This is a genomic window from Blautia liquoris (assembly GCF_015159595.1).
Taxonomy (GTDB): Bacteria; Bacillota; Clostridia; order Lachnospirales; family Lachnospiraceae; genus Novisyntrophococcus; species Novisyntrophococcus liquoris.
In genome coordinates this window covers 3,459,087-3,483,378 of record NZ_CP063304.1, presented here as the reverse complement: position 1 = coordinate 3,483,378, position 24,292 = coordinate 3,459,087, and the positions used below count along the sequence as shown (strand labels likewise).

30 protein-coding genes, 1 tRNA gene and 1 pseudogene are annotated in these 24,292 nt (G+C 40.6%); 15 read left to right on the top strand and 17 right to left on the bottom strand.

The annotated features are described in order from the left end of the window. Nucleotides 1-47 precede the first annotated feature (47 nt). The gene (locus tag INP51_RS15895) at nucleotides 48-377 is read right to left on the bottom strand and encodes a cupin domain-containing protein (protein WP_193735708.1); all 330 of its coding nucleotides are present in this window, start codon (nucleotides 375-377) and stop codon (nucleotides 48-50) included. Nucleotides 378-607: 230 nt separating this feature from the next. Between INP51_RS15895 and INP51_RS15890 the strand changes: the two genes are divergently transcribed. Beyond that, complete coding sequence (locus INP51_RS15890; RefSeq protein ID WP_193735707.1) at nucleotides 608-796, top strand: ATP-binding protein; 189 nt, start codon at nucleotides 608-610, stop codon at nucleotides 794-796. 167 nt (nucleotides 797-963) lie between these two features. Here the strand turns inward: INP51_RS15890 and INP51_RS15885 are convergent, their stop codons facing one another. From INP51_RS15885 to INP51_RS15855, 7 genes are all read right to left on the bottom strand, one after another. Further along, nucleotides 964-1,542, bottom strand: coding sequence for a TraX family protein (locus tag INP51_RS15885; RefSeq protein ID WP_230406838.1), 579 nt, complete (start codon nucleotides 1,540-1,542; stop codon nucleotides 964-966). A gap of 284 nt (nucleotides 1,543-1,826) precedes the next feature. Further along, nucleotides 1,827-3,326 carry a VanZ family protein gene (locus INP51_RS15880; protein ID WP_193735705.1) on the bottom strand — a complete coding sequence of 500 codons (1,500 nt, stop codon included), beginning with the start codon at nucleotides 3,324-3,326 and terminating at the stop codon, nucleotides 1,827-1,829. Between the two features lie 49 nt (nucleotides 3,327-3,375). Beyond that, nucleotides 3,376-4,503 carry a sensor histidine kinase gene (locus tag INP51_RS15875; protein WP_329602318.1) on the bottom strand — a complete coding sequence of 376 codons (1,128 nt, stop codon included), beginning with the start codon at nucleotides 4,501-4,503 and terminating at the stop codon, nucleotides 3,376-3,378. After that, on the bottom strand, nucleotides 4,493-5,197 hold the full coding sequence (gene vanR, locus INP51_RS15870; RefSeq protein ID WP_193735704.1) for a VanR-ABDEGLN family response regulator transcription factor: 705 nt from the start codon (nucleotides 5,195-5,197) through the stop codon (nucleotides 4,493-4,495). Before vanR ends, INP51_RS15875 begins: the two co-directional genes overlap by 11 nt. Nucleotides 5,198-5,331: 134 nt before the next feature. Beyond that, complete coding sequence (locus tag INP51_RS16345; RefSeq protein ID WP_268885805.1) at nucleotides 5,332-5,460, bottom strand: hypothetical protein; 129 nt, start codon at nucleotides 5,458-5,460, stop codon at nucleotides 5,332-5,334. 231 nt (nucleotides 5,461-5,691) lie between these two features. After that, nucleotides 5,692-6,147 (bottom strand): GNAT family N-acetyltransferase, encoded by a 456-nt coding sequence (locus tag INP51_RS15860; protein ID WP_193735703.1) that lies wholly within the window; start codon nucleotides 6,145-6,147, stop codon nucleotides 5,692-5,694. A gap of 237 nt (nucleotides 6,148-6,384) precedes the next feature. Further along, nucleotides 6,385-6,460: transfer RNA gene (locus tag INP51_RS15855), tRNA-Arg, on the bottom strand. Between the two features lie 422 nt (nucleotides 6,461-6,882). Here INP51_RS15855 and INP51_RS15850 point away from each other — a divergent pair. Both INP51_RS15850 and INP51_RS15845 read left to right on the top strand, forming a co-directional pair. Beyond that, nucleotides 6,883-7,353: a spore coat protein CotJB gene (locus INP51_RS15850; protein WP_230406837.1), complete on the top strand. Its 471-nt coding sequence runs from the start codon at nucleotides 6,883-6,885 to the stop codon at nucleotides 7,351-7,353. Further along, nucleotides 7,354-7,977 carry a manganese catalase family protein gene (locus tag INP51_RS15845; protein WP_193735701.1) on the top strand — a complete coding sequence of 208 codons (624 nt, stop codon included), beginning with the start codon at nucleotides 7,354-7,356 and terminating at the stop codon, nucleotides 7,975-7,977. It begins immediately after the preceding gene. A gap of 31 nt (nucleotides 7,978-8,008) precedes the next feature. Here INP51_RS15845 and INP51_RS15840 read toward each other — a convergent pair whose 3' ends face one another. The 3 genes from INP51_RS15840 to INP51_RS15830 are packed head-to-tail and all read right to left on the bottom strand — an operon-like array spanning nucleotide 8,009 to nucleotide 9,696. After that, entirely contained in the window at nucleotides 8,009-8,371 is a 363-nt protein-coding gene (locus INP51_RS15840; protein WP_193735700.1) for a hypothetical protein, read from the bottom strand. 37 nt (nucleotides 8,372-8,408) lie between these two features. Further along, nucleotides 8,409-9,023, bottom strand: a complete 615-nt coding sequence (locus INP51_RS15835) for an NUDIX hydrolase (protein WP_193735699.1) — start codon at nucleotides 9,021-9,023, stop codon at nucleotides 8,409-8,411. Nucleotides 9,024-9,042: 19 nt separating this feature from the next. Next, nucleotides 9,043-9,696, bottom strand: a complete 654-nt coding sequence (locus INP51_RS15830) for an endonuclease III domain-containing protein (protein WP_193735698.1) — start codon at nucleotides 9,694-9,696, stop codon at nucleotides 9,043-9,045. Nucleotides 9,697-10,126: 430 nt separating this feature from the next. Between INP51_RS15830 and INP51_RS15825 the strand changes: the two genes are divergently transcribed. Then, a complete protein-coding gene (locus tag INP51_RS15825; protein WP_193735697.1) occupies nucleotides 10,127-10,588 on the top strand; it encodes a hypothetical protein in 462 nt (153 codons plus the stop codon). 58 nt (nucleotides 10,589-10,646) lie between these two features. Here the strand turns inward: INP51_RS15825 and INP51_RS15820 are convergent, their stop codons facing one another. Continuing rightward, on the bottom strand, nucleotides 10,647-12,275 hold the full coding sequence (locus INP51_RS15820) for a DUF6320 domain-containing protein (RefSeq protein WP_408610556.1): 1,629 nt from the start codon (nucleotides 12,273-12,275) through the stop codon (nucleotides 10,647-10,649). A 187-nt stretch (nucleotides 12,276-12,462) separates the two neighbouring features. After that, complete coding sequence (locus tag INP51_RS15815; protein WP_193735695.1) at nucleotides 12,463-13,410, bottom strand: alpha/beta hydrolase; 948 nt, start codon at nucleotides 13,408-13,410, stop codon at nucleotides 12,463-12,465. Nucleotides 13,411-13,657: 247 nt separating this feature from the next. Between INP51_RS15815 and INP51_RS15810 the strand changes: the two genes are divergently transcribed. Beyond that, on the top strand, nucleotides 13,658-14,278 hold the full coding sequence (locus INP51_RS15810; RefSeq protein WP_193735694.1) for a superoxide dismutase: 621 nt from the start codon (nucleotides 13,658-13,660) through the stop codon (nucleotides 14,276-14,278). 75 nt (nucleotides 14,279-14,353) lie between these two features. Here the strand turns inward: INP51_RS15810 and INP51_RS16275 are convergent, their stop codons facing one another. Further along, a complete protein-coding gene (locus INP51_RS16275) occupies nucleotides 14,354-15,160 on the bottom strand; it encodes a transposase (RefSeq protein ID WP_230406836.1) in 807 nt (268 codons plus the stop codon). Between the two features lie 545 nt (nucleotides 15,161-15,705). Between INP51_RS16275 and INP51_RS15800 the strand changes: the two genes are divergently transcribed. From INP51_RS15800 to INP51_RS15780, 5 genes are all read left to right on the top strand, one after another. Then, nucleotides 15,706-16,155, top strand: coding sequence for a helix-turn-helix domain-containing protein (locus tag INP51_RS15800; protein ID WP_230406835.1), 450 nt, complete (start codon nucleotides 15,706-15,708; stop codon nucleotides 16,153-16,155). Further along, nucleotides 16,116-16,520: a PAS domain-containing protein gene (locus INP51_RS15795; protein ID WP_193735693.1), complete on the top strand. Its 405-nt coding sequence runs from the start codon at nucleotides 16,116-16,118 to the stop codon at nucleotides 16,518-16,520. Before INP51_RS15800 ends, INP51_RS15795 begins: the two co-directional genes overlap by 40 nt. Nucleotides 16,521-16,617: 97 nt before the next feature. Then, nucleotides 16,618-17,094 (top strand): LURP-one-related/scramblase family protein, encoded by a 477-nt coding sequence (locus tag INP51_RS15790; RefSeq protein WP_193735692.1) that lies wholly within the window; start codon nucleotides 16,618-16,620, stop codon nucleotides 17,092-17,094. 53 nt (nucleotides 17,095-17,147) lie between these two features. Next, nucleotides 17,148-17,708, top strand: coding sequence for a HipA N-terminal domain-containing protein (locus INP51_RS15785; RefSeq protein WP_193735691.1), 561 nt, complete (start codon nucleotides 17,148-17,150; stop codon nucleotides 17,706-17,708). Beyond that, nucleotides 17,668-18,234 (top strand): SGNH/GDSL hydrolase family protein, encoded by a 567-nt coding sequence (locus INP51_RS15780; RefSeq protein WP_193735690.1) that lies wholly within the window; start codon nucleotides 17,668-17,670, stop codon nucleotides 18,232-18,234. Before INP51_RS15785 ends, INP51_RS15780 begins: the two co-directional genes overlap by 41 nt. Before the next feature lie 60 nt (nucleotides 18,235-18,294). Here the strand turns inward: INP51_RS15780 and INP51_RS15775 are convergent, their stop codons facing one another. The 3 genes from INP51_RS15775 to INP51_RS15765 form a co-directional block, all read right to left on the bottom strand. Continuing rightward, a complete protein-coding gene (locus INP51_RS15775) occupies nucleotides 18,295-19,611 on the bottom strand; it encodes an aminomethyl transferase family protein (protein WP_193735689.1) in 1,317 nt (438 codons plus the stop codon). Between the two features lie 170 nt (nucleotides 19,612-19,781). Continuing rightward, the gene (locus INP51_RS15770) at nucleotides 19,782-20,672 is read right to left on the bottom strand and encodes a LysR family transcriptional regulator (RefSeq protein ID WP_193735688.1); all 891 of its coding nucleotides are present in this window, start codon (nucleotides 20,670-20,672) and stop codon (nucleotides 19,782-19,784) included. A gap of 129 nt (nucleotides 20,673-20,801) precedes the next feature. Further along, nucleotides 20,802-21,200: a hypothetical protein gene (locus INP51_RS15765; protein WP_268885835.1), complete on the bottom strand. Its 399-nt coding sequence runs from the start codon at nucleotides 21,198-21,200 to the stop codon at nucleotides 20,802-20,804. 505 nt (nucleotides 21,201-21,705) lie between these two features. Between INP51_RS15765 and tnpA the strand changes: the two are divergent. The 5 genes and pseudogenes from tnpA (at nucleotide 21,706) to INP51_RS15745 (ending at nucleotide 24,275) form a co-directional block, all read left to right on the top strand. After that, a pseudogene (tnpA, locus tag INP51_RS15760) lies at nucleotides 21,706-22,119 on the top strand (IS200/IS605 family transposase). Next, a complete protein-coding gene (locus tag INP51_RS15755) occupies nucleotides 22,116-22,742 on the top strand; it encodes an RNA-guided endonuclease TnpB family protein (RefSeq protein WP_329602317.1) in 627 nt (208 codons plus the stop codon). Before tnpA ends, INP51_RS15755 begins: the two are co-directional and overlap by 4 nt. After that, nucleotides 22,733-23,041: an RNA-guided endonuclease InsQ/TnpB family protein gene (locus INP51_RS16385; protein ID WP_329602316.1), complete on the top strand. Its 309-nt coding sequence runs from the start codon at nucleotides 22,733-22,735 to the stop codon at nucleotides 23,039-23,041. The genes INP51_RS15755 and INP51_RS16385 overlap by 10 nt, the downstream gene beginning before the upstream one ends. A 216-nt stretch (nucleotides 23,042-23,257) precedes the next feature. Then, the gene (locus INP51_RS15750) at nucleotides 23,258-23,959 is read left to right on the top strand and encodes an AzlC family ABC transporter permease (RefSeq protein WP_193735686.1); all 702 of its coding nucleotides are present in this window, start codon (nucleotides 23,258-23,260) and stop codon (nucleotides 23,957-23,959) included. Then, complete coding sequence (locus INP51_RS15745; RefSeq protein ID WP_193735685.1) at nucleotides 23,952-24,275, top strand: branched-chain amino acid transporter permease; 324 nt, start codon at nucleotides 23,952-23,954, stop codon at nucleotides 24,273-24,275. The genes INP51_RS15750 and INP51_RS15745 overlap by 8 nt, the downstream gene beginning before the upstream one ends. Nucleotides 24,276-24,292: the final 17 nt, after the last annotated feature.

Here is a 24,292-nt window from a genome sequence, read left to right as displayed (position 1 = left end):
AATTTTCCTGCCAAATCCATATAGTCATCTCCTCCGCAGATTCTAAGTTACCGTTCTACAACAACTGTCAACATAACTAAATCATTATCACCAGTGTTAATGATGCTATGCTCAGAACCTTTCGGGCATATATGACAGATTCCCGCAGCAAGAACTTCTTCCACACCATTACATATCGCTTTGCCGGAACCTGACAGGATATAGTTAATATCATCACTTGTTTTATGAGTGTGAATACCAATAGAGCCACCCGCATGAATACGGCATGGAATGATTTTACCATTTTCGTTCATAAACATTTTGGCTGACATTTCTCCCGTGCCACCATTCATTCCAGATACCTTTTGCTCCTCTATTTCGTTAAAGTTTATGCGCATATGATAACCCTCCAAATTCAATTTTATCTTTTATCCTACAACAATTATATCACAATTCCATCTAAAAATTAGAAACTTTTAAGTCCACTTAACGAGTCATTGAACAAAGAATTGCTCCTGCTAATCGCTGTTTGCTCCGATTCGCCGGCAACACGGAATGACATTGATTACAGTTTCAATCATACGCTGGACAAAGACAAGATTGAAGAACTCGGAAAACTGTACTTTTTGTGAATGCAAAGGAACTGGTAGATCAACTGTATCATGAAATGATATCCGGACAGCTTGTGGCAACAACGATTCTTGACCGGCTGCTTCATCACTGCCATATGCTAAGTATAACGGGTGACAGCTATCGTGTCAAAGGGTCAAAACTGAATGTTAAAAAATCCATACTTTGTGATTCGAAGAATGCGTGAACGCCTCGAATTATCATATGATTTAGAAAAAGACGTTTTTGCGGTCGGGGAATCCTTAAAATTTGAAGATGTATTTATGAGCATAGAAGAAATTAATTCGTTTTCATGATCATTACTTTCTTGAACAACAAGGTTGAATAGGATGTCGGACTTATTATTTTGGATGCTTATGCAAGGCCAAATACTTTGTGAGAAATGAACCAGAAGAGAATAATATGTACTGGGTAGAATATATAGAAAAACCATTTCAAATTATGGCCTTTTTTTTCATTATATAACAGCACAAAAGGTAAGGCAAATATCATCATCCATTGGTAACTTTCGTGAAGCAGATCAGAGCTCATCTGCATAGGTTCAATTCCTATAATCGCTTCTAACAGATAAGTAAAAACATCACTTATGATATCACCAAATGGAAAAAATTGCCGAATTCTAAAAAGAACCGCTGGAATAACCGGATATGCCATTAAAAAAGTATAAGCAGCAACACCTAAGCTATAGCTCACAGATAATTTCACTTTATCATCTTGAAAAAGGTATATGACCAGGCCAACGGTAACATACACAAGTCCGCCATCCAAAGCAAAAATACTCCCCATGAGTGCAGGAAAGAGATAGATGAAAAAAGTCTCTGAATAAGCGCTGCTTTGGAAAACCAGAATAGCATTAATAATACAGGCGAAAACCTGATAAATGATATAAGCACATAGTGTCCATTTATATCTTTCTGGATTTTTTTCCTTCATATCCAGTATATAGATGATTAGACATATAGAAAACCAAGTTCGGATCATATTTAATTCAGCCTGTGCATATGCCTGAAACACGGCCATCAGGACACTCAGGATGTAGAGACGCGTCAAATATTTCTTTTGTGAATGTGTATAATGCATACCCTTGACACAACAGAAGATGGCCGTAAGGCGATGTAACTGATTCATATTATTTCGTAATGAAGGTGCATACAAACCAGATAAAAACCCAATATGCGCCTTCCTATCCGTCTTGAAAAATCCAAAAACATCAAGTGTTATCTTGCCAAAGCAGGGATCTGACAATCCCATGAATTATCCTTATTGTTGATATATCCGGTAAATCGATAAACAGGCTGATAAAATCCTTTGGTATCGTAAACATAAGTGAGCTTACATTCTTTTACCCACAGGATATCTCCTTGCCGGAAGGGGACATATTGTTCAAAGTTTCCATCTTCAACCTGTTCAAAGGCCGCTTTGGGAGAAATAATTTCTTCCGTTGTTACATATTCATTCCAGCTGATTCCATAATCCATGGACGCAAGCTCCAAATTGCTGTCAAACTGCATGAGGACAGAGCCGGATGTAAATGCGGTTTTGGCAATTGACAGGTTGTTCTTTTCCGGTACGTCCCATCGAAGCGTATCGTTGTTTTGTAATGTAAAAACAGCGGTATCGGGAAGCAATCCACTTTCCTTTAGCCAGTTTTTATAAAAGGCCCCACGGTTCTTTGCCGCTTCCACCGTCAACTTGGTGGTATCATGCCATGTTGTGTAGCGCCAATGTCCTGTCCTAAAAAAGAAGTTGAGCTGAACCTCCTCACTGGTGGGGTTTTTGCCCGTGTAAACACGGTTTTCGCCTTCACGTCGTTGAATACCGGCAAAGGTAACCTCTTCCGATTCGGAAAGCTGAGCTGCCATTCGTTCTATATAATCCTGATCCCCCGTATAGGCGTTTTTGTATAGGGAGGCCGTGGCCGGTTGATCTGCTAAGGAGAGGTCAGTGGTAATCTGAGTCCTTGACATATCCTGCCTTACCGCAGGAAGAATGGGCATGTTTCCGTAAGGCTGCCGCGCATAAACCAAAGACACGGTGCCGATGATCATTCCAATGAAACATGGGAATATTAGCACTTTGCCAATGGGAGCCAAACGAATGCGCTTTTCCCTGATAACGGAAAGCACTGCCATGGTACAAAAGTATCCAAATAGGCTTCCAATGCAGTTGTGAAATAGATCATCCAGCTCGAATATCCCCGTTCCCGTCAATAATTGTAGGATTTCAATACAGACAGTCAGCCCGACAGACACGAAAAAGATTACCTCAAACTTCTCTGCTTTCTTCCAGAAAAGCGGCAATAAAAATCCCAACGGCGTAAACATCAGCATGTTGAAGATAATAAGCTGTAATTCGCTGATCGACCACTTATTCCATGCGTTGACGTAGGCGCTGAAAAAGTCAATATTGAAGCTGTCGGTAAAGTTTGCGCCGCGGCTTAAGGTGGTCAGCGCCAATACCAGCAACAGCCAACAGGATAAAAAAAACAGGATAATACCCTGCGTTTTTGACATACTCCTCTGACCATGAAACGCCTTTTTATAGATCATGTAGCCTGCAAAAATGGTAAGCGCTAATAAAAGGCCTCCGATGAGTGCAAATACACCCCATCGGAGCAATACTTGAAAAATTGTAATAATGTCCATGAAATGTCCCCCGTTTTTATACTGTAGTTGAATATAAAATCTTCGCAATTTATTAACTACAGTATAACTCATCTGTACCGCCTCAAATTTAATACTTTCTTGATAAATTCCTAAGAAAATACTAAGATGCGGTGTGATTTAACGGAAGTGTAATAACAAAAGAAGTTAGATGTTCATGACTTTCCACAGTAATTGAACCACCATGCAAAATAATAATCTCTTTAGCAATTGCAAGTCCCAATCCTGCCCCTCCGGTATCGCTTGTTCGAGCTTCATCAAGACGATAAAACTTTTCAAATATAGTGGCGCATTTTTCAGGGGGTATGGTATCTCCCGTGTTTTGAAATGTGATTGTTACAGTATCTTCGCTTTTTTGGGCTATGATGTGAATTTCTGTATTCGGGAAGCTATAAGCAGCTGCATTTTTCAGAACATTGGTAAAAACCCGCCCCAGCTTTTCAGAATCGCCATAGATCATTAATTCTTCGTCTGCATGTAAAACGGCAGTGTTTCCGTGGCTTGACAAAATGGGCAGCAGTTCATCAGTTAATTGTACCAACATGTAGTAGAGGTCTATATCCATTTTTTCTATTTGGATTTGTTGTAGATTATACCGGGTTATTTCAAAAAATTCATTGATCATTTTTTCCAGTCTGTATGATTTGTCGAGCGCAATATGTGTGTACTTTTTTCTCTGCTCCAGTGGCATATTTTCCACTTCTTCCAGCAAACTTAAATATCCTATTACAGAAGTAAGTGGAGTGCGAATGTCGTGTGCAAGGTACACCACGAGCTCATTTTTACGTTGTTCGGCTGATTGCGCTTCCAGCTTCCGTCGTTCCAAGGTTTGTTTCATGGCGTTTAGCCTTTGGGTGATGGCAGTGAGTTCTTCCGGCAGGCGGATTTCCTCGGAATTGTCGATGAGAAGCATTCCCAGACTCTGCTCAACATCGGACAGTGGCTTGGTAACATAGCGCAAAAATGCGCGAATTATAAAAAAAAGCCCTGCACAGATAAGCAATACTAACAAGATGAAAAATGGAGGGTATATATTTTGTACCACGAAAAGACCCACTTGAAGGAAATCTGCTGCTATCTGAGTAATCCATCTTCCGCCGATGCTATTCCAATGGAAAAAGTACATTAGAACAAAAGCAAAAAGGGAGGCGGCTATTACTCCAATCAGGGCAAACAAAATTTTAATTTGTAAACGGGTATAATCAAATTGTCTTTTATTTTTAGCCTTCAATTTTATATCCTACCCCCCATATTGTTTTAATATATTTGGGATTTTCAACAGTATCATTCATTTTTTCTCGGAGATGACGAACGTGGACAGTGATCGTATTGTTGCTCTTGCTGTAATATTCGTCCCTCCAAATCTTATGGAATAAATCCTCTGCACTTACAACATTGCCTTTATGCTCTAGAAGGATACGCAAAATTGAAAATTCCGTAGGTGTCAGTGTAAGCGGCTCTTCGTTTAAGAGACACTCATGTGTTTTAATATTCATTACAAGGCCGGAATGAAGGATGATATCTTTTTCCACATCTTCCCCATACCCAGGGTTATATTTTTTATATCGCCTTAATTGTGCTTTCACTCGTGCCACGACTTCAAGCGGGCGAAAGGGCTTGGTGATATAATCGTCAGCACCCAATGTAAGACCGGTAATTTTATCAATTTCTTCATCTTTAGCAGTTAGCATAATGATGGGGTAAGTGTACTGCCTTTCCCGTATTTTCTGGCAAAGCGTGAAACCACTGATGTCCGGCAGCATAATATCCAGAATTGCAAGGTCAAGCTCCGTCGCTTCAATACAGGCAAGGGCTTCCTTGGCAGAATAAAACTTTAACACTTCATAATTTTCATTTTGCAGATATACTTCTATTAAATCTGCTATTTCATGCTCATCATCAACAACGAGAACTTTATCATTCATAGCTTTCAGCTCCTTTCAGGCAAAACATGACACTTTATCATTTTACTAAACACAGTGGCCATATTTGTGATTTATTGCATGAGAAATTATTAAGATTTTCATAAGAACGCGGTTTAATTGGAGATCTTCATCTTTCACCACAGGAATTGTTTCATCGTATCAATCCTCGATATTGCTATTGATGGATAATGCTCAAGTCTAATCAAATCTGTATCAAGCGGAACGCTATAGATCATATAATAAGATTCCTTATTTGTTTCCATCAGCTTATAGAGTTTTTCCTCTGCTTTGCCCCTATCCATCATTGCATATATTAATGATACAACACCCATCTTTCCATCCGAAACGCATTCAATACTTCTACGCAAATAACTTTTAATAGAGCCTTTGCGAACAGACCTTTTTGAATATAGTCTTTTTGATCCATATACGTCCCCCCTATTTCATTATACCTGCAAGCTGTAAGATGCTCAAAGGTGTAAATCGGACTTGTATTACTCATAAATATACATTCGTGTCATGTCAGGTTCACCATCTCCTTGAACCATGCATAAAAATTTCCAACCATATCTTTCATAAAAAGTAGTGTGGTCTGTAACCAAATATAGTTTATCTATTCCATTGGCTTTCATATCTTCGCATACATAATATAGCAGTTCACCCGCTATACCATTACAACGATATTCTTCTTCAACATAAACTGCACACACGTTGGGCGATAAGTCCTTTCTGTCATGAAAGTCATTTTCTATGACACCCAGACCACCGATAATCTCTCCGTCAGAGATAGCAACATACCACTGTGGGACACCGTTTTTCTTCTTCAAGCATTCTTCCATACTTTCCGTATATGCTTCAAGTGGAACGCCCCATTTTTCATGAAACCAATTAGCCATCTCATTCTTGCTTTCGGGCGTATCAACCAGCCGCACAATTTTATATTTACACATAATAACCATCCTTCAAATTTAAGTTTTTCGATTCATCTTCTATTAATTATACTGCAATCTCGCCTAAAATCTAAACCATAAACACTCACTGAAGAAAATCAAGAGTTCGATTCCATTTTACTCAATCTGATTAGCAAGAATCGCTCCTGCTAATCGCCGTTTGCTCCAAGTTCAATTTCTCTCAGAAAATAAGAAACGCCGAAAACCTTGTAAAATCAACGTTTTCGGCGGAATTTTTGGCGTCCCTGAGACGATTTGAACGTCCGACCCTTCGCTTAGGAGGCGAATGCTCTATCCACTGAGCTACAGAGACATCTATTAAAAATTTTTACTTGTAACCATTTTCCTTTTTCCTAAGGGTTATATTTTACGTAACCTTAGGAGATAGCAGCCCACTGCTAAAGCAGTGTTTTGCAACTCTTATATATTAACATAGTTCATTTATAAAATCAATCATTCCGACAAGAATTTCTTTAAGCAGTTTTCTTTAAGATTGGGGACAGATTAAGGGCAGTTTCCGACAAGAGATTTTTAAACAAGCTTCGTTTATATACCTGTCGACTATTGCATGATGGAAAAATAAGAGATAAAAGGAAGTGTTTGCGGTGATGAATTGATTATTATTTTCTATTCTTTGGGTTATTTAAAAAATTTTGCCTTAGTAATATGTCCATTAATACAAATACTATTCGTGTCAAAATTTTTTGATATTTTAAAAGAAAGGTGGATATGATTATGGAGCCAAATGAATCATTTACAAATGAGTCACTTGCAATTGCATCGGTCCCCTGTCAGAAGTGGGGACAGTTGTTTGATGAGAATACGGCTTTGACGAATGGAACAGTATTTCCTGACTTGAATAAGCCATTTTTTGTTACGTGTCCTGCAACAGACAGCCCGCTTACCCAGGGAAAAAGATCCGCTGCTGTGGATCCACAACAGATGGAACGGGAACAGCTGATGGATAAAATAAATAAAGTTTCTTTCTTTGTAAACGATCTGACGTTGTATCTGGATACCCATTGTGAGGATCGGGATGCTTTACATGTGTTGACAGACAAAGTGAGAGAAAGAGCGGAGCTTATGCATGAATTTGCCGAGAAGTTCTATCCTCTTACCTGTGACTGTATTGCAAAATGCAGCAGAGCAGGACAAGAGAACTTGTGGGCACTGGGGCCGGCCCCATGGGAAGGAGCGTGTGTTTAAATGTGGAACTATGAAAAGCGACTTCAATTTCCGGTAAAAATTACAAAGACCTGTCCAAAAACGGCTCAGATGATTATCAGCCAGTATGGAGGACCGGATGGTGAACTGAGTGCTTCCATGCGATACCTCGCTCAGCGCTATACCATGCCGGTAAAAGAAGTTGGAGGATTGTTGACGGATATAGGAACAGAGGAACTGGCACATATGGAAATGATATGTGCTATGGTTTATCAGCTTACAAGAGATCTTACCATAGAGGAAGCTAAAACGGCAGGATTCGATGCCTATTATGTCGACCATACAAAAGCGTTATGGCCGCAGGCAGCAGCCGGACTGCCATTTTCAGCATTGGAGTTCACAGCAAAAGGTGATGCGATCACAGACCTGACAGAAGACCTTGCGGCAGAACAAAAAGCCAGAACTGTGTATGATAACCTGCTTCGAATGATCACAGATCCTGAGGTAAGGGAGCCGTTGAAATTCCTGAGAGCTCGCGAAATTGTCCACTTTCAGCGATTTGGAGAAGCTCTCGAGAAGACGAAGGATAAACTGGATCCCAGAAACTATTATTATTTCAATCCAGAATTTGATAAGCTGGAGGGATTCCCAAAACCGCCACTGTAATTCATGAGATGATCTATAAAGGGACAGAACTTTAAGAAAAAGATTTTGTCCCTTTAAAAAAGCATTTTCCCTGAAGATCCACAAGATTTTCCAGATCAATGTCTGTTCCGCTGACACGTATTTTCTTTGAGTTCAGGTATTCTATGTTTCCGGTATCTGTCTGATAGTTTCCAAAGCAGCCTGGGAGGGCTGTATTTTTTTGAAAATAGGTTGCGGTAATCATATCGTGGTAACTGAGCATACGCAGTTTCCAGTCCAGTTCTTCTTTTCTGTCATCAGAGAGCTCCGCGTACGGAGAAAAGATTTCTTCTTTTCTTTGGATCGCTTCTTCATAACCTTTTAACGCCGCAAAAGGTGCAGACTGTTTTGCGCGGTGGGACGAATATCTATCCATAAAAATGTAAAAATCGAAGGTTTATCGAGTGGGAATTTTATAGCAGGTGGTATTCATCAATCAGGTCTACGGCAGATTTGGCGATCTGTGCAGTCATACCCCACAGAATTGTATCTTCATAGTGATAGAATAATATCTCATGCGTCCCTTTTTTCCATGGGTATTGTTCACCGTGGGGAATACTATCATAAGGAAAATTTTCCGGTGGACAATTAATGACACTGCTGTCATATTTCTCTGGTTCTTGTTTTCTGAAAAAATTCAGTGGGATTTTGATGAGTTTTTCAACTTCATCTGTACTGAATGTGTTTTGATAGTTATGAAGTGTTCCTATAAAAGAGTGGAGTATCTGATTAAAAGGAGATATGTAGACATCACCCGGACCGAAGATTTCGATCTGTTCAGAAGAAACTAGCAACTCTTCCATAGTTTCGCGGAGGGCACATTCTTCGAAACTTTCGTTCTTTTCCTGTTTTCCTCCGGGAAAGCAGATTTCCCCGGGCTGATGCTTTAAGGATCCAGAACGTTTTTCGAACAATAGATAAATATCGTCAGAAGCTAAAATCAATGGGATCAGTACGGAGTATTGATGAAAATGTTGCCCGCCGATAATACCAGGACGGCGGGTGGAAAATCTTTCATGTTCATTCATAAGTGAGCATCCTTTCTGCCTATCTGGCAGGAACAGGTTCCACGCCATTCTTTTCACAAAGGTCATGGAGGCAGCATTTATCGCAGAACGGTTTTTTTCGTGCTGTACATATTTCTCTGCCGTGGATAACCAGACGATGGCAAAAATTATTACCCTCTTCAGGCGGAATGATCTTCCAAAGTGCCATCTCTACTTTCTTTGGTTCTTTGATTTGATCTACAAGACCGATGCGGTTTGTCAGGCGGATGCAGTGCGTATCGGTCACGATGGCAGGTGCTCCAAAGACATCTCCCATAATAAGATTTGCACTTTTTCGGCCTACGCCTGGAAGTTTTAGAAGCTGATTGAAATCATTCGGAACCTTTCCATCATATTCTTCCTTCAATATTTTCATACAGGCACTGATATCCCGTGCCTTTGTTTTTCCAAGTCCACAGGGCCTTACGATGTCTTCGATCTCCTTTACATCTGCTGTGGCCAGAGCATCAACATCCGGAAATTTTTCATATAAATCCTGTACGACTACATTTACCCGGGCATCGGTGCACTGAGCGGCGAGGCGAACACTGACAAGCAGTTTCCAGGCCTCGTTATAATCCAGTGTGCAGCCTGCATCGGGATACTCTTTCTTTAAACGCTCAATTACCTCAAGTGCCAGTTGTTTTTTTGTCATAAATATTGCCTTTCTCTATATAGGATCGAAACAAGAGTTTCCTCGTACATTGAACTATAGTTTTCAAAATTAAAAAGTCATACGAAATAAGTATAGCTTTGATACGATTTGTTGTCAATAAAAGTAAACCTGTTCGAAAATCATGGGAAGTTATAGCGAAGGTCGGTGCGACATCTTATAAGAAAAACTTATTAAAACAAATAAAATCCGTATAGCGTATTCGAGGAGAAGGTATTATTGTGAAAAATATACAAAATAGAAAATCTAATTTAAAGAGATTATACAAACAAATCACATTTACTTATGGCAAACACTAAAAATAGATATTGTAATTCTGCACAAAACTGTTATTCTGTAGATACCAGCCTAGAGTAAGCTGTTTGGAGAAATAATTCAGTTGCTGCAGGCCATTAAAAGGAGGATTGTCAAAATGAAACAAAAACCATCTTTAAAATCGGTGGTCGTTCTGAACCTTGTCAACAACATACCTATGGCGATTGTCATGTCTGTCACAGCACCATTAGTTATGGGAATTCCCATGGTATTTTCCAACATCATGGAAAATATTGTGATTGCATTTCTGCTGGCATGTATCGTCAATCTGGCAGTGCCAATTCCGCTGATTGCAGAAAAATTTTCAAAGCTGTTCAAACAGCCGCCGGAGTCTTTTGCAGGGAGACTCTTGGGGAATATTCCAGTCTGTCTTATCTTTGTAGTGATCATTGGATTGATCTTAAATGCTTATAACGTAAGACAGTTTCCGGGATTTATCTTTGCTTTTTTTGGAACCTTTATTCCTATGTATCTTGTCTGCTTCGTGATTTCTATGTTTACGAATCCGTTTGCCATGAAGTTGGCTTTTGGAAATCCTGCAGCTGAAAAAACAGTATAGGTGACAATTGTATCTATAAAACATACCGGCAGTGAACTTGAAGTCACTGCCGGTATGTTTATACATGAAATTTTTTTTTCATCTCTTCCTGGAGTTCTTTCCATCGGAAGATGAGCAGTGACAGTAGGATCAGAGAACATACGATAATACAGACGAGGGATAAAATCTGAAATTTTGTTACACCTGCAAGGAGGAGGATTAATGGTAATATAGTTCCATATAACCCTGACATGACAAAATAAATCATATATTCTCTCGCACTTTGTCCCTGTATTTTTGCGATTATCAACAGAGAGAGCGAAACGGAGATACAGACGGCAGGGAGTATAAAATCCACGGACCAGCCGTGCCATCCTGTTGAGAGATCCCAGAGGAAAGATCCTGCTGACATCAGGATCAGCTGCCACATGAGGTTCTTCATCAGGTTATATCTTTTCGAAACACCAATCCAGGTTGCAAGCCACATACTGCCGATTCCGGCAGCGGTGAATAAAGACCAGTGAGTTTTTGGATGAAACATAAAATTCAATGCGATGAAAGCGAGTATCGCTGCCAGACAAATAAAGGAATAGATGTGAAAGATACGAACTTTCAATTTTCTGGGGACGTCTGGCTCGGGATATTCGGGTTCGGGTTTCTCCGCATGAATTCCCTGTTCTTCCAAAATCCTATAAAAATTACGCTGAATGTTTGTTGTCTCATAACGGGAAGTGAATCCCAGGGAGAGTTTATCCTCGAAAGAACACACGCAAAGTTCCATCTTCGGTGTATTGGTGAACACACCGAAACGTTCGATATAGGGGGAATACGCTTCTGGCATGTGAACAGCACTCATGTTAGAGAAAATCGCAGTAACATATTTTTCTGCGTAATAGGCACCGGCCCGAATGCACAGGTTCTTTAACTCCAGAGGGGCGAGTCTGAGCACAGGGTGCATTTCCAGGGCAACCAGTTCGCTCATATGGCGGGAAACCTGTTCCAGAGTCAGTTCTGTGTTGAAGTACTCCTTTACATAGATTAAGACATCTTCAAAGGTGTCTCTGCCTTTGTCAAAATGATATCCAGGCTCAATCCAGTTAAAAAAGTTAAGCATAGAATTAGAAGGGAAAAATTTTCTCAAATTGACAGGAATCATGAGAACAACCGGATCTTTTTCCTGACGATGGGACATTTCCTGATGAATGGCCATCATATATACGGCGGTTAAAAATACGGTCATAGATACGCCAAGTTCTCGCGAGCGGGCGAGAACATACTTTACAGAAAGAATTCGTTCATCAATATTTAAAAGTCCGGTTTCTCTTTGAAGGTTTTTTATCTGTACTGCTTTTGGCTTTTTCTCTTTTGGTTTTTGCATCTTTGTATAATATTTTGAAAAACTGTCATTTTCCTGATCTTGTATGGTAATGTCTGGATCTGTCAGGGAAATATCGGAAAGTCCCTCTGATTTATGAGAGAGACAGAGATAATTCTTTATCAATTCCCGTAAAAATTCAGTTGCTCCGGTACCATCGGTTAGTGCGTGAAAAACTTCAAGATTAATTCTGTTTTTGAAATAGGTGACTTCAAATAAGAGAGTCCTTTTATCCCTAATATATAGAGTACTGCAAGGTTCTCTGTGTTCTTTTACAACTTCCGGATGAAGCGTACTATTCTCCAGATAATGCCAGAAGAGACCTTTTCGCATGACAGATAAGAAAACAGGATAGACAAGGAGTGTCTTATCAAGAGCCTCTTGCAGTTTCCGAGGATCTATGTCTTCCTTTAAAATACAATAAAACCGAAATACTCGTGTATCCTTTTTGTTACTCGTCGCAGAGTATAGTTTTGCGGCATTATCCAGCTTCCTCCAGTGTGCTCTTTTTGGCACTTCTTTACACCTCCCTGTCCGATTCGTTTTCAAGAAAGCGGTTTATATAATCGAAACTCTTTCTTACATTTGAATTTTTGATACCTAAAGCAAAATAGCCGTGCAGTGCATCCGGTATACGTCTGATTTCCACATAATTTCCTGCTTCGCGAAGTTTCCGTCCATAGGTTTCCCCTTCATCCCTTAAGGGGTCATATTCGGCTGTGATCAGAAGGGTGTCCGGCTGGTTCGACAGATCTTGTTCCAGAAGAGGAGCAAAGTATGGATTTTGTTTATCGTTTTCATCTTTGGCATAAAGATCGGTATAATCCTGCATCTTTCCGGCAGTAAGTAAGTAGTCAGAACCATTTTCCCTCACGGAAGGAAATGGCGACCTTTCAGAGTAATCATTATAAAGTGCCGGGTAGATGAGTATCTGCCGATGAGGTATGAACTCTCCTTTATCTCTCGCCGCCAGAGAGAGAGCAGCAGTCAGATTCCCTCCCGCACTGTCGCCAATCAGTGTAATATCCTCCGGCTGTGTATTCAGAATAAACTGATTGGTAAAGATTGCTTTTGTCACGGCATAACAGTCTTCGAGACCTGTCGGGAATTTATTCTCCGGTGCCAGCCGATAATCAATTGAGACTACAACATGCTCGGTGGCATTCGCAAGTCTTGCGCAAATTCGCTCATAATTGTCAATGCTTTCCGTTACCCAGCCTCCGCCGTGAATAAAAATCATGACTTTATATTGATTAGTCTCGAAATTGTCATATGCTCGCTCATGTGGAAAAAAGATTCTGGTGGGGACTTCATGTGCTCCGTTATAGATCGGATAATCTATCTTCTTGTAGAAAATCTTTAAAGGATCCAGCCTCTTTAGGTCTGCCAGATGTCTGGAGGCTTCTACTTCGATTCCATCAAAAGATAAAGCCTTTAATATTTTCTTTGCTGTAGGGTTAATTGCCATGTAGTATACCTCTGATATAATCCGCCACAGGTGGATTGTGAATGTTTTTAGGATTGGGGGAAATACTTTTTACCTTTAACTCATAGTATACACGAAACAAAAGAATTTGAATATAGGAAAGAAGAGAAGAGGTTTATTTTTATTTATTATAACTTGACATATTCAGTATAGTTTGGTATGATAAATCCATAAGTTAGCAATAACTAACCAAACACTTGAATTTACAGTTAATAAGGAGGTTTTGCCTATGTTTACACAATATAAACTGCCATATTCTTATGATGCTCTTGAACCTTATATTGACGCACTTACAATGGAAACCCATTACTCCAAACACCACGTAACTTACACGAATAATCTGAATGATGCCGTACAAAAAGCAGGGATTGACAAGGATATCGAAGGTCTTCTTTCTTCTCTGGACTCGATTCCCGATGAGGGGCTGCGCAAGACTATCCGAAATAACGGCGGAGGGTTTTATAACCATAACCTCTACTTCTCCACAATTGCTCCGAATGGCGGGGGAGAACCCGGCGGAACCTTTGGAAAACTTCTGGATGATGCTTTCGGAGGATTTTCCTCGTTCCAGGATAGGCTATCAGCGCTTGCTGTCGGTCAATTTGGATCTGGGTGGGCATGGCTGTCGGCAAATCAGGCCGGGAATATTAAGTTGTCCTCCAGTCCCAATCAGGACAATCCGCTGATGGAAGGAACGGGATATGTTCCGATTCTTGGAATTGATGTGTGGGAGCATGCTTATTATCTGAAGTATAAGAATGTCCGTGCTGATTATGTAAAAGCCTTCTACAATGTGATTAACTGGAAGGCTGTTGAAGACAATTATGAAAGAGTAAAAACAGGAAAATGAATGAGGGGGCTGCCCAGGCAGTCCCCTTTTATTTCCGTGTATCATAGGGTGGTTCTACAGTGTGTTAGGGTTGCATCAAGTGCTTTTAATAACAGATGCACCATCTGCCATGTGTTCTTTTAATACACGAAGAAGCAGCTGGTAGCAGCTGGACTCATCATATTCGGATCCACAGAATGATTTTAGTGTTTGAGCATCCGCAAGGAGAGTATTAATCTTATCTGTGGTCTCCTCACTTCGATTATGGTTAATGATGCCGTTACGGTCATCAGTTTGTGTATAATGTACCAGTTCTTCCGGGAGAGAGTCTCCATTTGCATGGATTTCTTTCACAAGGTTTGAAACGCAGTTATAGAGAAGTTCCAGCTGGTTCATTTTCTCAATGTTGGCACAAACAGTCAGGCTGTCAACTCGTCTAAGAGAATGATCGACATGCAAAATCTCGTTTAACTCATCAGATAAGGATTCAAGTGTGCTGCACAGAAGATCAATCCCGCTCTCCTTCTTATAAGTGCTGCACCGCTCACGAAAGCGGCTTAAGGTTCTGACACTGAGAGGCTGCTCGATATAAGAAGTTGTGTGTAGTGCATATTGAAAACGAATATCAAACATCAGAGCATTCATGAACTCCTCATCCGATAAACCGAGGAGTTCTTTTATAATCAAAGCTCCGACCTGAATATTGACCGGAGTATTGGGCTTGGATTCTTTATCACTGTATAGAACGGCATAGGGCATCTCATCAATATTTGAGAAGATATGATCAAAAAAGTATTTTGCCCAGGACTGGTTAAGAGCCTTCTTTTCGCGGTCAGTCAATGTATTATAAGGATCAAGAAAAGAAAGTTGCTGCTGGCTGGGATCATTTGGTAGGAAAGACAATTGTGCCACCTCCTTAAGGTTAGGAACAGGTAGGATCATGATGTTTTCAGATATATTAAATCATAGCATGTGAGTGCGGCTCTTTCAATATACAACGAAAATTTCCCGGTAAAGATTTATCCCATGTGTCGTAAAACCCCTTGCTTTAGCTATGGGGATATAAGACACTTCCATCGAATTTGCGCAAGTAATTGAAGATGGAACAAATGTACTTGTATAAGATAAAACCATATTGTATAATTCAAATATAGATATTACTTGATGAAAGCGTCAAAAGGTATTTTGACGCTAATGATACACAGATTGTTACGCTCTTCGAGCTCTCACAATCTTACAAACATTCGAAATACACCCTAATCGGGTTGCTTTCTCATGTTTGTTCGGGTCCCAAGGTCATGCTTTTTCATGCGAGCATGAAACGCATGACCTTGGGACTCTGGTATCATTACATATAAGTCAAATGACAACGTAGGCTATTCTTGCCAATATCATGTGGTGTGGGATCCAAAGTAAACATCGCAAAGACCAAAGGACAGGGTGGGATCATGCAAAAAGGAATAAAGTTTAGAATCTACCCAAACAGGGAGCAGAAAAACTTAATCAATCAAACCCTTGGCTGCTGCAGACTCATCTACAACCGAGGTCTTGCTATGCGTGAAGATGCGTTTAAGAATGGAAATAAAGTTGGCTATGCACAAACATCTGCCATGCTTACAGACCTGAAAAAGTGTGAAGATTTTGCATTTCTAAAAGCGGTGGATTCGATTGCATTGCAACAGTCTTTACGTGACCTTGACAGGGGTTTTGTAAACTTCTTTCAGAAACGTGCCGCACACCCAACGTTCAAAAGCAGGCACAATCGCCACCTGTCCTACAGAACGATCAATCAAGGCGATAATATCCGAATTGTGGGGAAATGTTTGCCGTTGAGACGGAACAGGATTATAATGCCGAAATGGAAACTGTGTTGGACACATCCATCAATGGTATTATAAAGATCAATCGGAACGGAATTATCACAAATGTAAACAAAAAGTTTGAGATGTTGATCAATGAAACTGGTGACAGCCTTATTTCGAAAAAGCTGACAGAGGTAGTTACCGAGATAGATGAGGACATTGTGAATGAAATCCTGAGTGGAACCCGTGACATTTATCCAGCCTCTGTCAGGATGAAACGAATAACAATGATCGCAACAATCGTACCTGTTCTGAACGAAACAGAAGTGCGAGGTGCAATTTTAAGCTGTTATCGTTTTAAGAAACAAGCAGAAAGTGTAGATTCAAGGAGTACTGTTTCCACTATACCCTCCCCACTAAAGCGTTTCTTTAATTGTACCTTAAGGCAAAATATAGAATAAATTTAAAAGAAATATTATAGAAAGTATGATATAATTTCATCATGTTATACGCAGATAAAAAATATGGATTTTCTCTAAAACGAAAGGGGAAAAATTGATGAAATTACTTATAAAACAACGAGTGTTTTCCTGGACAGATTCCTATGATATCTATGATGAAAGTGAACGAGTTAGATACCTTGTAAAAGCAGAACTGATAGCACTGGGGCACAGACTTCATATATACGATGCAAATCGGAATGAGATAGGCATGATAAAGCAAAAGCTGCTTACATTCCTTCCGGCATTTGAGATTGAGATTGGTGGAGTGACAAGAGGAAGAATCCAGAAGAAATTAACGTTCTTGAAACCCAAATATGAGATTGACTGTAATGAGTGGAGCGTGGAGGGTGACTTCTTTGGCTGGAATTATGATGTGTATTCCAGTGGCAGACCGATTATACACATTTCCAAGCAATTACTCCGCTTCGGTGATACCTATGTGATTGATATAGATAATCCGGCGGATGAGTTAATGGGGATGATGCTTGTAATCGCCATTGATGCTGCCAATTGTACGGAAGAAGGTATGTAAAGCCTTATAATTTGTAATTAACTAATAAAATATAAGATAAAATAATAGCCTTTATGGAGGGGGAAATGCTTGGCGGATTTAAGTTTCCACAAGAAATCGCAAAGGATATTGCTTTGCAGGAAAAGAAAAAAAGAAAGAAAAGAAAACTGACACAGGTAGAATTGAGTAAGAGGGCAGGAGTTAGTCTTGCATCTTTAAAACGTTTTGAGCAGACCGGAGAGATTTCTTTTGTTTCACTGATAAAAATAGCAGATATAAGTCCCTTTAGTTTGCCGTTGGACGAAAAAGTTTTTTTGCCTAAATCGGGCAATTTTGAAGGCATATTTGGTGTATTTGCAGACAGCCTTCCGGATGGATGGGGACGGTTGCTGGTGGACAGAATGTTGCTTTCCAGAGGTGTATCTCCGGTGTCAGTCCGCCCTGTCCAAAGACTGGGAATAGTCGGAAGTACAGGGATGGGAGCATTGGAATATTACCCGGAATTGCTACAATTGGGTGAAGAGGATCAGATGAATTTTGAGCAGATATCCAGAGAATGTGAGAAGATTTCAAAGAAAAGTAAGGTGTATAATTTTGACAAAGGACAAAAAACTGAGAATTTTATTTATAGGTAACAGTCATACGTATTTTAATGATATGCCCGGGATGGTGGCTGCCAGAGCCAGAGAATGTGGGTATGATTGTGAAGTAACGATGATCGCACATGGAGGCTGGTTTCTGGCACAGCATCTGGACGAGCCGGATGTCCGCTTTAATATTTTCTATGGGCATTATGATTATGTGGTTTTGCAGGAGCATTCTCATCCGTTTGGACCGGAAGATGTATTTTTTGACGCGGTTCGAAAATTAAATGCGTGGATTCGGGAGACCGGAAGCAAACCGGTTATTTATATGACATGGGCGAAAAAAGATGAGGAATATAATCAACAGAGAATGATTGATGCGCATAGGCAAATTGCGGAGGAAGTAGGAGCATTGCTTGCGCCTGTGGGCGAAAACTGGTGGCCATATATGAAAAGCTGGCCGAACCTGGAGATGTATTATGAAGATGGTGCCCATGCATCGGCAGCTGGTTCTGATTTTGCTGCAAAGCATATTTGGGATACAATATATACAGATTTAATGCGTACCTCCCTATGAAAGACGGGAGCTTCTATTTAGCAAAGAAGCTCCCGTCAATATGTTTACTGCAAAAATAAATTATTCAATTCCTGAGGGCACGGTACTTAAATCATAATCACGATTGTCCATTACACCATGGATATACGGGAATCTGGCAATGGATGCCCGGAGATTTTTGATCTTTTTCCCATAGTCGCCCCACTGCACCAGTACTTCTTTTCCCTCTTCAATCTGATCAACATCCAGAATCGCATGTGAAATCATAGTATGGAAATGGGAACTAAAAGTCGGATCAGCGGAAATGCCAATTACGTTCCCGTCCTTATCGGTTACATAATCCTGATGTCCGCCGGCCGGCTGCGGATCTGCACACGGCATATCCATATATTTATATGGAGAGTCTGTAAACTGGGAACGGTAAACATCTGCAAGGTCATCTGTATTAAATTCTAGGGTTACTAATTTTCTCTTTGGGTTTGCAATCTCATTTTCCAGAGTTTCCCGGCCTACAAATTCGTGGTCGAGCTTTGCCATCCATGCCCAATCACATTCCAGAGGTGTCCGAAAGCGTGCACGAATATCCTTTGGGTCTACACTTCCTTTGCACACCATTGGGAAAGGGGCATTTGCACAAAATTCAGGACTCTGATACAGGGATGTCTCAAAGTTAACGGTCATCTGTGCGAAACCGCCAAATGTATGGTTTACAGTATAATCCTTCCAGCCCATTCTCTTCATACCCATTGGCTTCCCAATCTGGTAAATGTGGTCATAGACAGCTGGTCCAAGCTCGGCCGGCCCGTGGACTTCATATGCGAGTGTCCCGCTCATGCCGATGCGGCAGATTTCCAGTTCAGCTTCGATACCGGGAATTGAGACTGGGCAAAAATCAAGGAATTTTACATCGCGCAGGCTTGTCTGTGTCGATTTTTCCAGGATGGTCAGAGATAAAGGCCCGGAAAACTGAAAGATGAATACTTTTTTGGTAAGATATTCACATTGGTAGCTGCCGCTTTGAAGCGCCGTAAGATAAGGAACGGAACAGCCCGCAGTTGTGCGGAAACTTTCTTCAGCATCTTTAAAAAAAAGTGCATGATTTGCAACCAGTCCGTCCGGAGTCAATGCAACCAGATGTTTGCACTTTCCGCTTTTCCATTTATATACGTTATTGATGCTGCAATCAGAGAGAAGCTTTGCTGCATCAGGACCTTTAAAAGTTTCTTCCAGTCCTGAGAGACCTGCATGAATATAGGAATTTTCAAAATAGCTCTGTCCCACCTCGTACCATGGATCACCCTCCCAGGTGATGTGTTTTGTCATAATATTACCGTATTTATAGACGTCAGGATAATACGGCTCCACATCGAGTACATCTTTTTTTACTTCATTGCTCATAGAAAACACCTCCACATTCATTATAATTTTGAAACACACCTTCCACTGTTCCATAGAATCATTATAATTTCTGATACGGGGGAAAGTAAAATGCTGTTTTTGCATAGCTTATTCTATTTTCGGATAAGCTATGCAAAAACAGCATGAAAGAGATAAAAGAATATGAAATTTCATGGATAACAGACCTTGATGGCAGAACACAGGAGATGAATGGCAGCATTTGTATTCTTAGACAGCCAGACAGCGCTGACATCCGTATGGTAAAGTTCCGGAAGCAGAAAACGATATTTTGTGTCACTGCCGTATGCCTGGTTGTTGACCATAGGCGAAATATAAATCGCGTCGTTTTCCTTCATGAGCCAGGGGACTTCGTCATAATTGTGAATCTGGATTTTTTTAAAGGTATGGGCTCCGCCTTCCGCAAACATTTTCTCGAGCATATCACCTACATGGTTGAGCTCAAATGGTGCTTCCGGGCAGAGAAGTCTTTCTCCGTCTAAATCAGAAATACGGATATCTTTTCGGGATGCAAACCTGTGATTGTTACAGTAAATCAAGGAGTAAGGGATTTTCAGGAATGGAATATATTCAATATCCCTGTGGCAGCACCCGGACATACCATAAATCAAGGCCACATCAAGTTTACCCTCTAATAAGTCTGCCTCCAGTTGCATCGGCTGGTAGGAGTGGAGAATCAGCTTTATTTTTGGATATTTTTTATGGAAAATATGACGGATTTTTGCCACATAATAATTCATATCGTAATAAAGGAATCCAAGATGTAGTTCCCCGTTTTCGATTTCCGTCTGCTTGGCTATCTTGTCCAGCAGGTCTTCATAGTTTTTCAGAATTTTTTTAAAGTCCTCAAGGACTATTTTTCCCATAGGAGTAAGCTCAAAGGAATTTCTGGTTCGGTCAATGAGCTTTACATTTAATTCATCCTCCAGGGCTGACATATGCCGGCTTAATGCCGACTGGGCAATGTACAGTTCATCTGCGGTTTTAGAATAATTACGGGTGGCAGACAGCCGTACAAATTCCCGCATAATATTGAGCTTCATAGCGGCCTCCAGACATTTTGTACTTTCATTCTACTATAAATGAAGGGCGATGTCTACGGAGCGTGGATTGTTTATAAAGCACCCAGGAGTTAGAATAATAACCAATGATATCTCCCCAACCAGAATGCCTTATTTGCTGCATGTGGAAAATAAGATCCCATAACCAACACCTGGAGTTCCGCCTTTTTCCAGATATTCTGCAAAAGCTTTTTGCAGAGAAGTGTCTCTGGGCAAATCAACAGGTGGTTTCCCGGCATCCTTTCCAAAGATTCTCCAAGAGTCAGTAATATCCCGATATCCCGGATAGAGGAGCCAAGAACTGCAGACAATGGGTACGGTTTTTTCAGGAAAGTCTTTCTCAAAAAATCGATATGCTCTTTGGTAGGAATCCATTCGAGTCTTTTCTGAAAAAGAACCGGATGAAGGGATATGCATATTGATTACTTTATCTCCCTTTTTCAGGGTTACTCCGTTCAAAGAATACTCATCCAGAAAAAAAGATGAATATTCATATTGCATGCGTCCCAGGGCAAAACGAGCCGTCTGATAAAAGGGAGGAAACCATGTCCGTACAAAGGTACCCCAGATACCATATATATGGAGGCACTAGTTTTGGTATGGTTATAGTTTAATATGGAATAGAAGATAGCGCAAGAGCTGATGCAGTAACCTTGCCTAATCAGTTAATAGTATTTAATCTGAAAAAGATAATTCCTTTATCTCCCGTTAATAGAACTTCAGCAAGTGGAGCATATGTGAGATACTTTTGCTGAACCCGCCAGAACGATTGCGGGCAATCCACAGCCTGTAATGAATTTTTAACATAAATTAGCAAGAATTCCCCTTCCTCTTCAGGTGGCGGGATGAATTACCATAATGTCCAAATCTTTGGAAAAGATTATATACAGCGACCAGTATAGGGATCGTTGCTTTTTGCACTGTATCCTCCAAAACTTTTTCTAAAACATGGAGAGAACACTTGTTCTTATGACAAAAATGTGTTATGCTATCATCAGTCGATAAGAGAAAAGAGATGATCAATGTAAATAAATTGGATAATAATGCACATTCAGTATTCCTCCTGTATTACCATCTGATTATGGTCGTAAAATACAGGAGAAAAGTGATTGATGATGATAGTTCTAAAAGGGCGGAGGAGATTTTTTCTTATATTGCACCCAAGTATGGAATTACCTTGGAAGAATGGAATCATGACAGAGATCATGTTCATGTGATGTTCCGGGCTTAGCCGAAAAGCGAACTCAGCAAATTTATCAATGCCTATAAGAGTGCAGGCAGTCGGTTAATTAAGAAAGAATATCCACAGATTCGAGAGAAACTTTGGAAAGAAGCATTCTGGAGCCAGAGTTTTTGTCTGCTCAGTGCAGGAGGAGCACCAATCGAAACCATACGGGCTTATATTGAAAGTCAGGGTGAGAAAGCATGAACAAAGCCATAAAATTTCGTATCTATCCAAATAAAGAGCAGGGAGAACAGTTTGCAAGAACCTTTGGATGCTGCCGGTTTCTATACAACGTGATGTTGGAAGATAAGATGAAAGAATATCAAAAAAGTAAAAAGCGGTTGAAGAATACGCCGGCTTTTTATAAAAAACAGTATCCGTGGCTGAAAGAGGTGGATTCACTGGCACTAGCCAATGTGCAGCTTCATCTGGAAAGGGCATATCAGAACTTTTTTAGAAATCCGCAGAGTGGTTTTCCAAAGTTCAAATCAAAACACAGAAGCCGTGCAAGTTATACGACGAATGTAGTAAATGGAAATATCAAACTGGAAGAAGGAAAGCTGAAGCTTCCGAAAATGTCTCATGTAAAACTGGTACAGCACCGACAGATACCGAAAGAATATCAATTGAAATCGGTGACGGTCACTCAGGAACCGTCCGGAAAATATTATGCCAGTCTTCTCTATACTTATGAGAGCCAAATAAGTGAGGAGAAAGAGGTGGTAGAAAAGATGTTGGGAATGGACTTTGCCATGAGCGGTATGGCGGTGTTTTCAGACGGAAGCCGGGCAGAAAATTGGCGGACAGTTATGATACAGTGTGCGTAGAAGATCTGAACATGAAAACCATGAGCCGGAGTCTGCACTTTGGGAAGAGTGTTATGGATAATGGATATGGAATGTTTCTGGGAATGCTGGAATACAAGCTGACGGATCAGGGAAAGAGGCTGGTGAGAATAGATAGGTTCTATCCATCAAGTAAGACGTGCTGTAAATGTGGAGCAGTAAAAAAAGAATTAAAATTATCGGAGCGGATATATGAGTGTCGTTGTGGAAACCGGATGGACAGGGATGTCAACGCGGCAATCAATATCCGTGAAGAGGGAAGAAAAATATTATGTGCATAACTTCACCGAAAAAATGCCTGTAACCGGGCAAAAACCGTGGGGCACACGGGGATAGCCTGCAGATACTTAGCCCGTTGGGGCTATTGAACAGGAAGCCCTCACTTCAAAATCATGAGATTTAAGTGGTGGGAGTAGGTCACAATATTATTAAACCTGATGCACGGATACGAAAATATGGGTTTACATTTCGAGGAAAGGAAGTTTTGATTGGAAGATATGGCCGTAGAAAAACACACTTTTAAATATGCTTTTAAGGCCTCAATTCCCGTAATGGCGGGGTATCTGGTTCTTGGAATGGGTTTTGGCATTTTGCTGCAGGACAAGGGCTATGGCTGGTGGTGGGCGGCACTGATGGGCATATCGATTTATGCCGGGTCTATGCAGTATGTCGCAGTGGATCTGATCGCGGGTGGTGCATCTTTGATTACAGCGGCACTGATGACGATTATGGTGAATATCAGACATCTGTTTTATGGAATTACGATGTTGAATCGCTATAAGAATACGGGAAAGGCCAAACCGTATCTGATCTATTCTCTGACGGATGAGACATTTTCGCTGGTGTGCTCACCGGATCTGCCACAATCTGTTGAGTCAAAAAGATACTATCTTTATGTCTCGGCTCTGGATCAGTTCTACTGGGTATTCGGCAGTATTCTCGGCGGTTTGATAGGGAGTGCTTTGTCATTTGACACGACGGGGGTTGATTTTGCGATGACAGCTCTGTTCGCAATTATATGGCTGGAGCAGTGGGAGAAGTCAGAAAATCATATTGCCTCGGTTACAGGTCTGGCGATTTCAGTTATCTGTCTGATTATATTCGGAGCGGATCAGTTTTTGATACCGAGCATGCTTATCATCACAGTTGTTCTTATTGCAGAAAAGCACTGGCTGGAGGAAGAGGTAATAGATGACTAAAAATACATACACTTTGCTGCTCATAGCGGTGATATCCATTGTCACGATTATGATAAGAATTCTTCCCTTCGCAGTATTTCGAAAGCATATACCAAAGGCTGTGCTCTATCTTGGAAATGTGTTTCCATATGCCATCATGAGCATGCTCGTTGTCTATTGTCTGAGGAACATCTCATTTACCGGGAGAACACACGGCATTCCCGAGATCCTTGCACTTTTGATAGTTACAATCTTGCACAAGTTGAAACATAATACATTGCTTTCAATTATAGGCGGAACCGCGGTTTATATGTTGTTGGTGCAGGTGGTATTTTAAACTCGCTGATTGACAGG

Coding starts and splice junctions, on each gene's coding strand:
- INP51_RS15895 (WP_193735708.1), bottom strand. CDS start 377: ATGCGCATAAACTTTAACGAAATAGAGGAGCAAAAGGTATCTGGAATG.
- INP51_RS15885 (WP_230406838.1), bottom strand. CDS start 1,542: ATGAAGGAAAAAAATCCAGAAAGATATAAATGGACACTATGTGCTTAT.
- INP51_RS15880 (WP_193735705.1), bottom strand. CDS start 3,326: ATGAGTTATACTGTAGTTAATAAATTGCGAAGATTTTATATTCAACTA.
- vanR (WP_193735704.1), bottom strand. CDS start 5,197: ATGAATGATAAAGTTCTCGTTGTTGATGATGAGCATGAAATAGCAGAT.
- INP51_RS16345 (WP_268885805.1), bottom strand. CDS start 5,460: ATGGAAACAAATAAGGAATCTTATTATATGATCTATAGCGTTCCGCTT.
- INP51_RS15860 (WP_193735703.1), bottom strand. CDS start 6,147: ATGTGTAAATATAAAATTGTGCGGCTGGTTGATACGCCCGAAAGCAAG.
- INP51_RS15850 (WP_230406837.1), top strand. CDS start 6,883: ATGGAGCCAAATGAATCATTTACAAATGAGTCACTTGCAATTGCATCG.
- INP51_RS15845 (WP_193735701.1), top strand. CDS start 7,354: ATGTGGAACTATGAAAAGCGACTTCAATTTCCGGTAAAAATTACAAAG.
- INP51_RS15840 (WP_193735700.1), bottom strand. CDS start 8,371: ATGGATAGATATTCGTCCCACCGCGCAAAACAGTCTGCACCTTTTGCG.
- INP51_RS15835 (WP_193735699.1), bottom strand. CDS start 9,023: ATGAATGAACATGAAAGATTTTCCACCCGCCGTCCTGGTATTATCGGC.
- INP51_RS15830 (WP_193735698.1), bottom strand. CDS start 9,696: ATGACAAAAAAACAACTGGCACTTGAGGTAATTGAGCGTTTAAAGAAA.
- INP51_RS15825 (WP_193735697.1), top strand. CDS start 10,127: ATGAAACAAAAACCATCTTTAAAATCGGTGGTCGTTCTGAACCTTGTC.
- INP51_RS15820 (WP_408610556.1), bottom strand. CDS start 12,275: ATGCGAAAAGGTCTCTTCTGGCATTATCTGGAGAATAGTACGCTTCAT.
- INP51_RS15815 (WP_193735695.1), bottom strand. CDS start 13,410: ATGGCAATTAACCCTACAGCAAAGAAAATATTAAAGGCTTTATCTTTT.
- INP51_RS15810 (WP_193735694.1), top strand. CDS start 13,658: ATGTTTACACAATATAAACTGCCATATTCTTATGATGCTCTTGAACCT.
- INP51_RS15800 (WP_230406835.1), top strand. CDS start 15,706: ATGCAAAAAGGAATAAAGTTTAGAATCTACCCAAACAGGGAGCAGAAA.
- INP51_RS15795 (WP_193735693.1), top strand. CDS start 16,116: ATGGAAACTGTGTTGGACACATCCATCAATGGTATTATAAAGATCAAT.
- INP51_RS15790 (WP_193735692.1), top strand. CDS start 16,618: ATGAAATTACTTATAAAACAACGAGTGTTTTCCTGGACAGATTCCTAT.
- INP51_RS15785 (WP_193735691.1), top strand. CDS start 17,148: ATGGAGGGGGAAATGCTTGGCGGATTTAAGTTTCCACAAGAAATCGCA.
- INP51_RS15775 (WP_193735689.1), bottom strand. CDS start 19,611: ATGAGCAATGAAGTAAAAAAAGATGTACTCGATGTGGAGCCGTATTAT.
- INP51_RS15770 (WP_193735688.1), bottom strand. CDS start 20,672: ATGAAGCTCAATATTATGCGGGAATTTGTACGGCTGTCTGCCACCCGT.
- INP51_RS15755 (WP_329602317.1), top strand. CDS start 22,116: ATGAACAAAGCCATAAAATTTCGTATCTATCCAAATAAAGAGCAGGGA.
- INP51_RS15750 (WP_193735686.1), top strand. CDS start 23,258: ATGGCCGTAGAAAAACACACTTTTAAATATGCTTTTAAGGCCTCAATT.
- INP51_RS15745 (WP_193735685.1), top strand. CDS start 23,952: ATGACTAAAAATACATACACTTTGCTGCTCATAGCGGTGATATCCATT.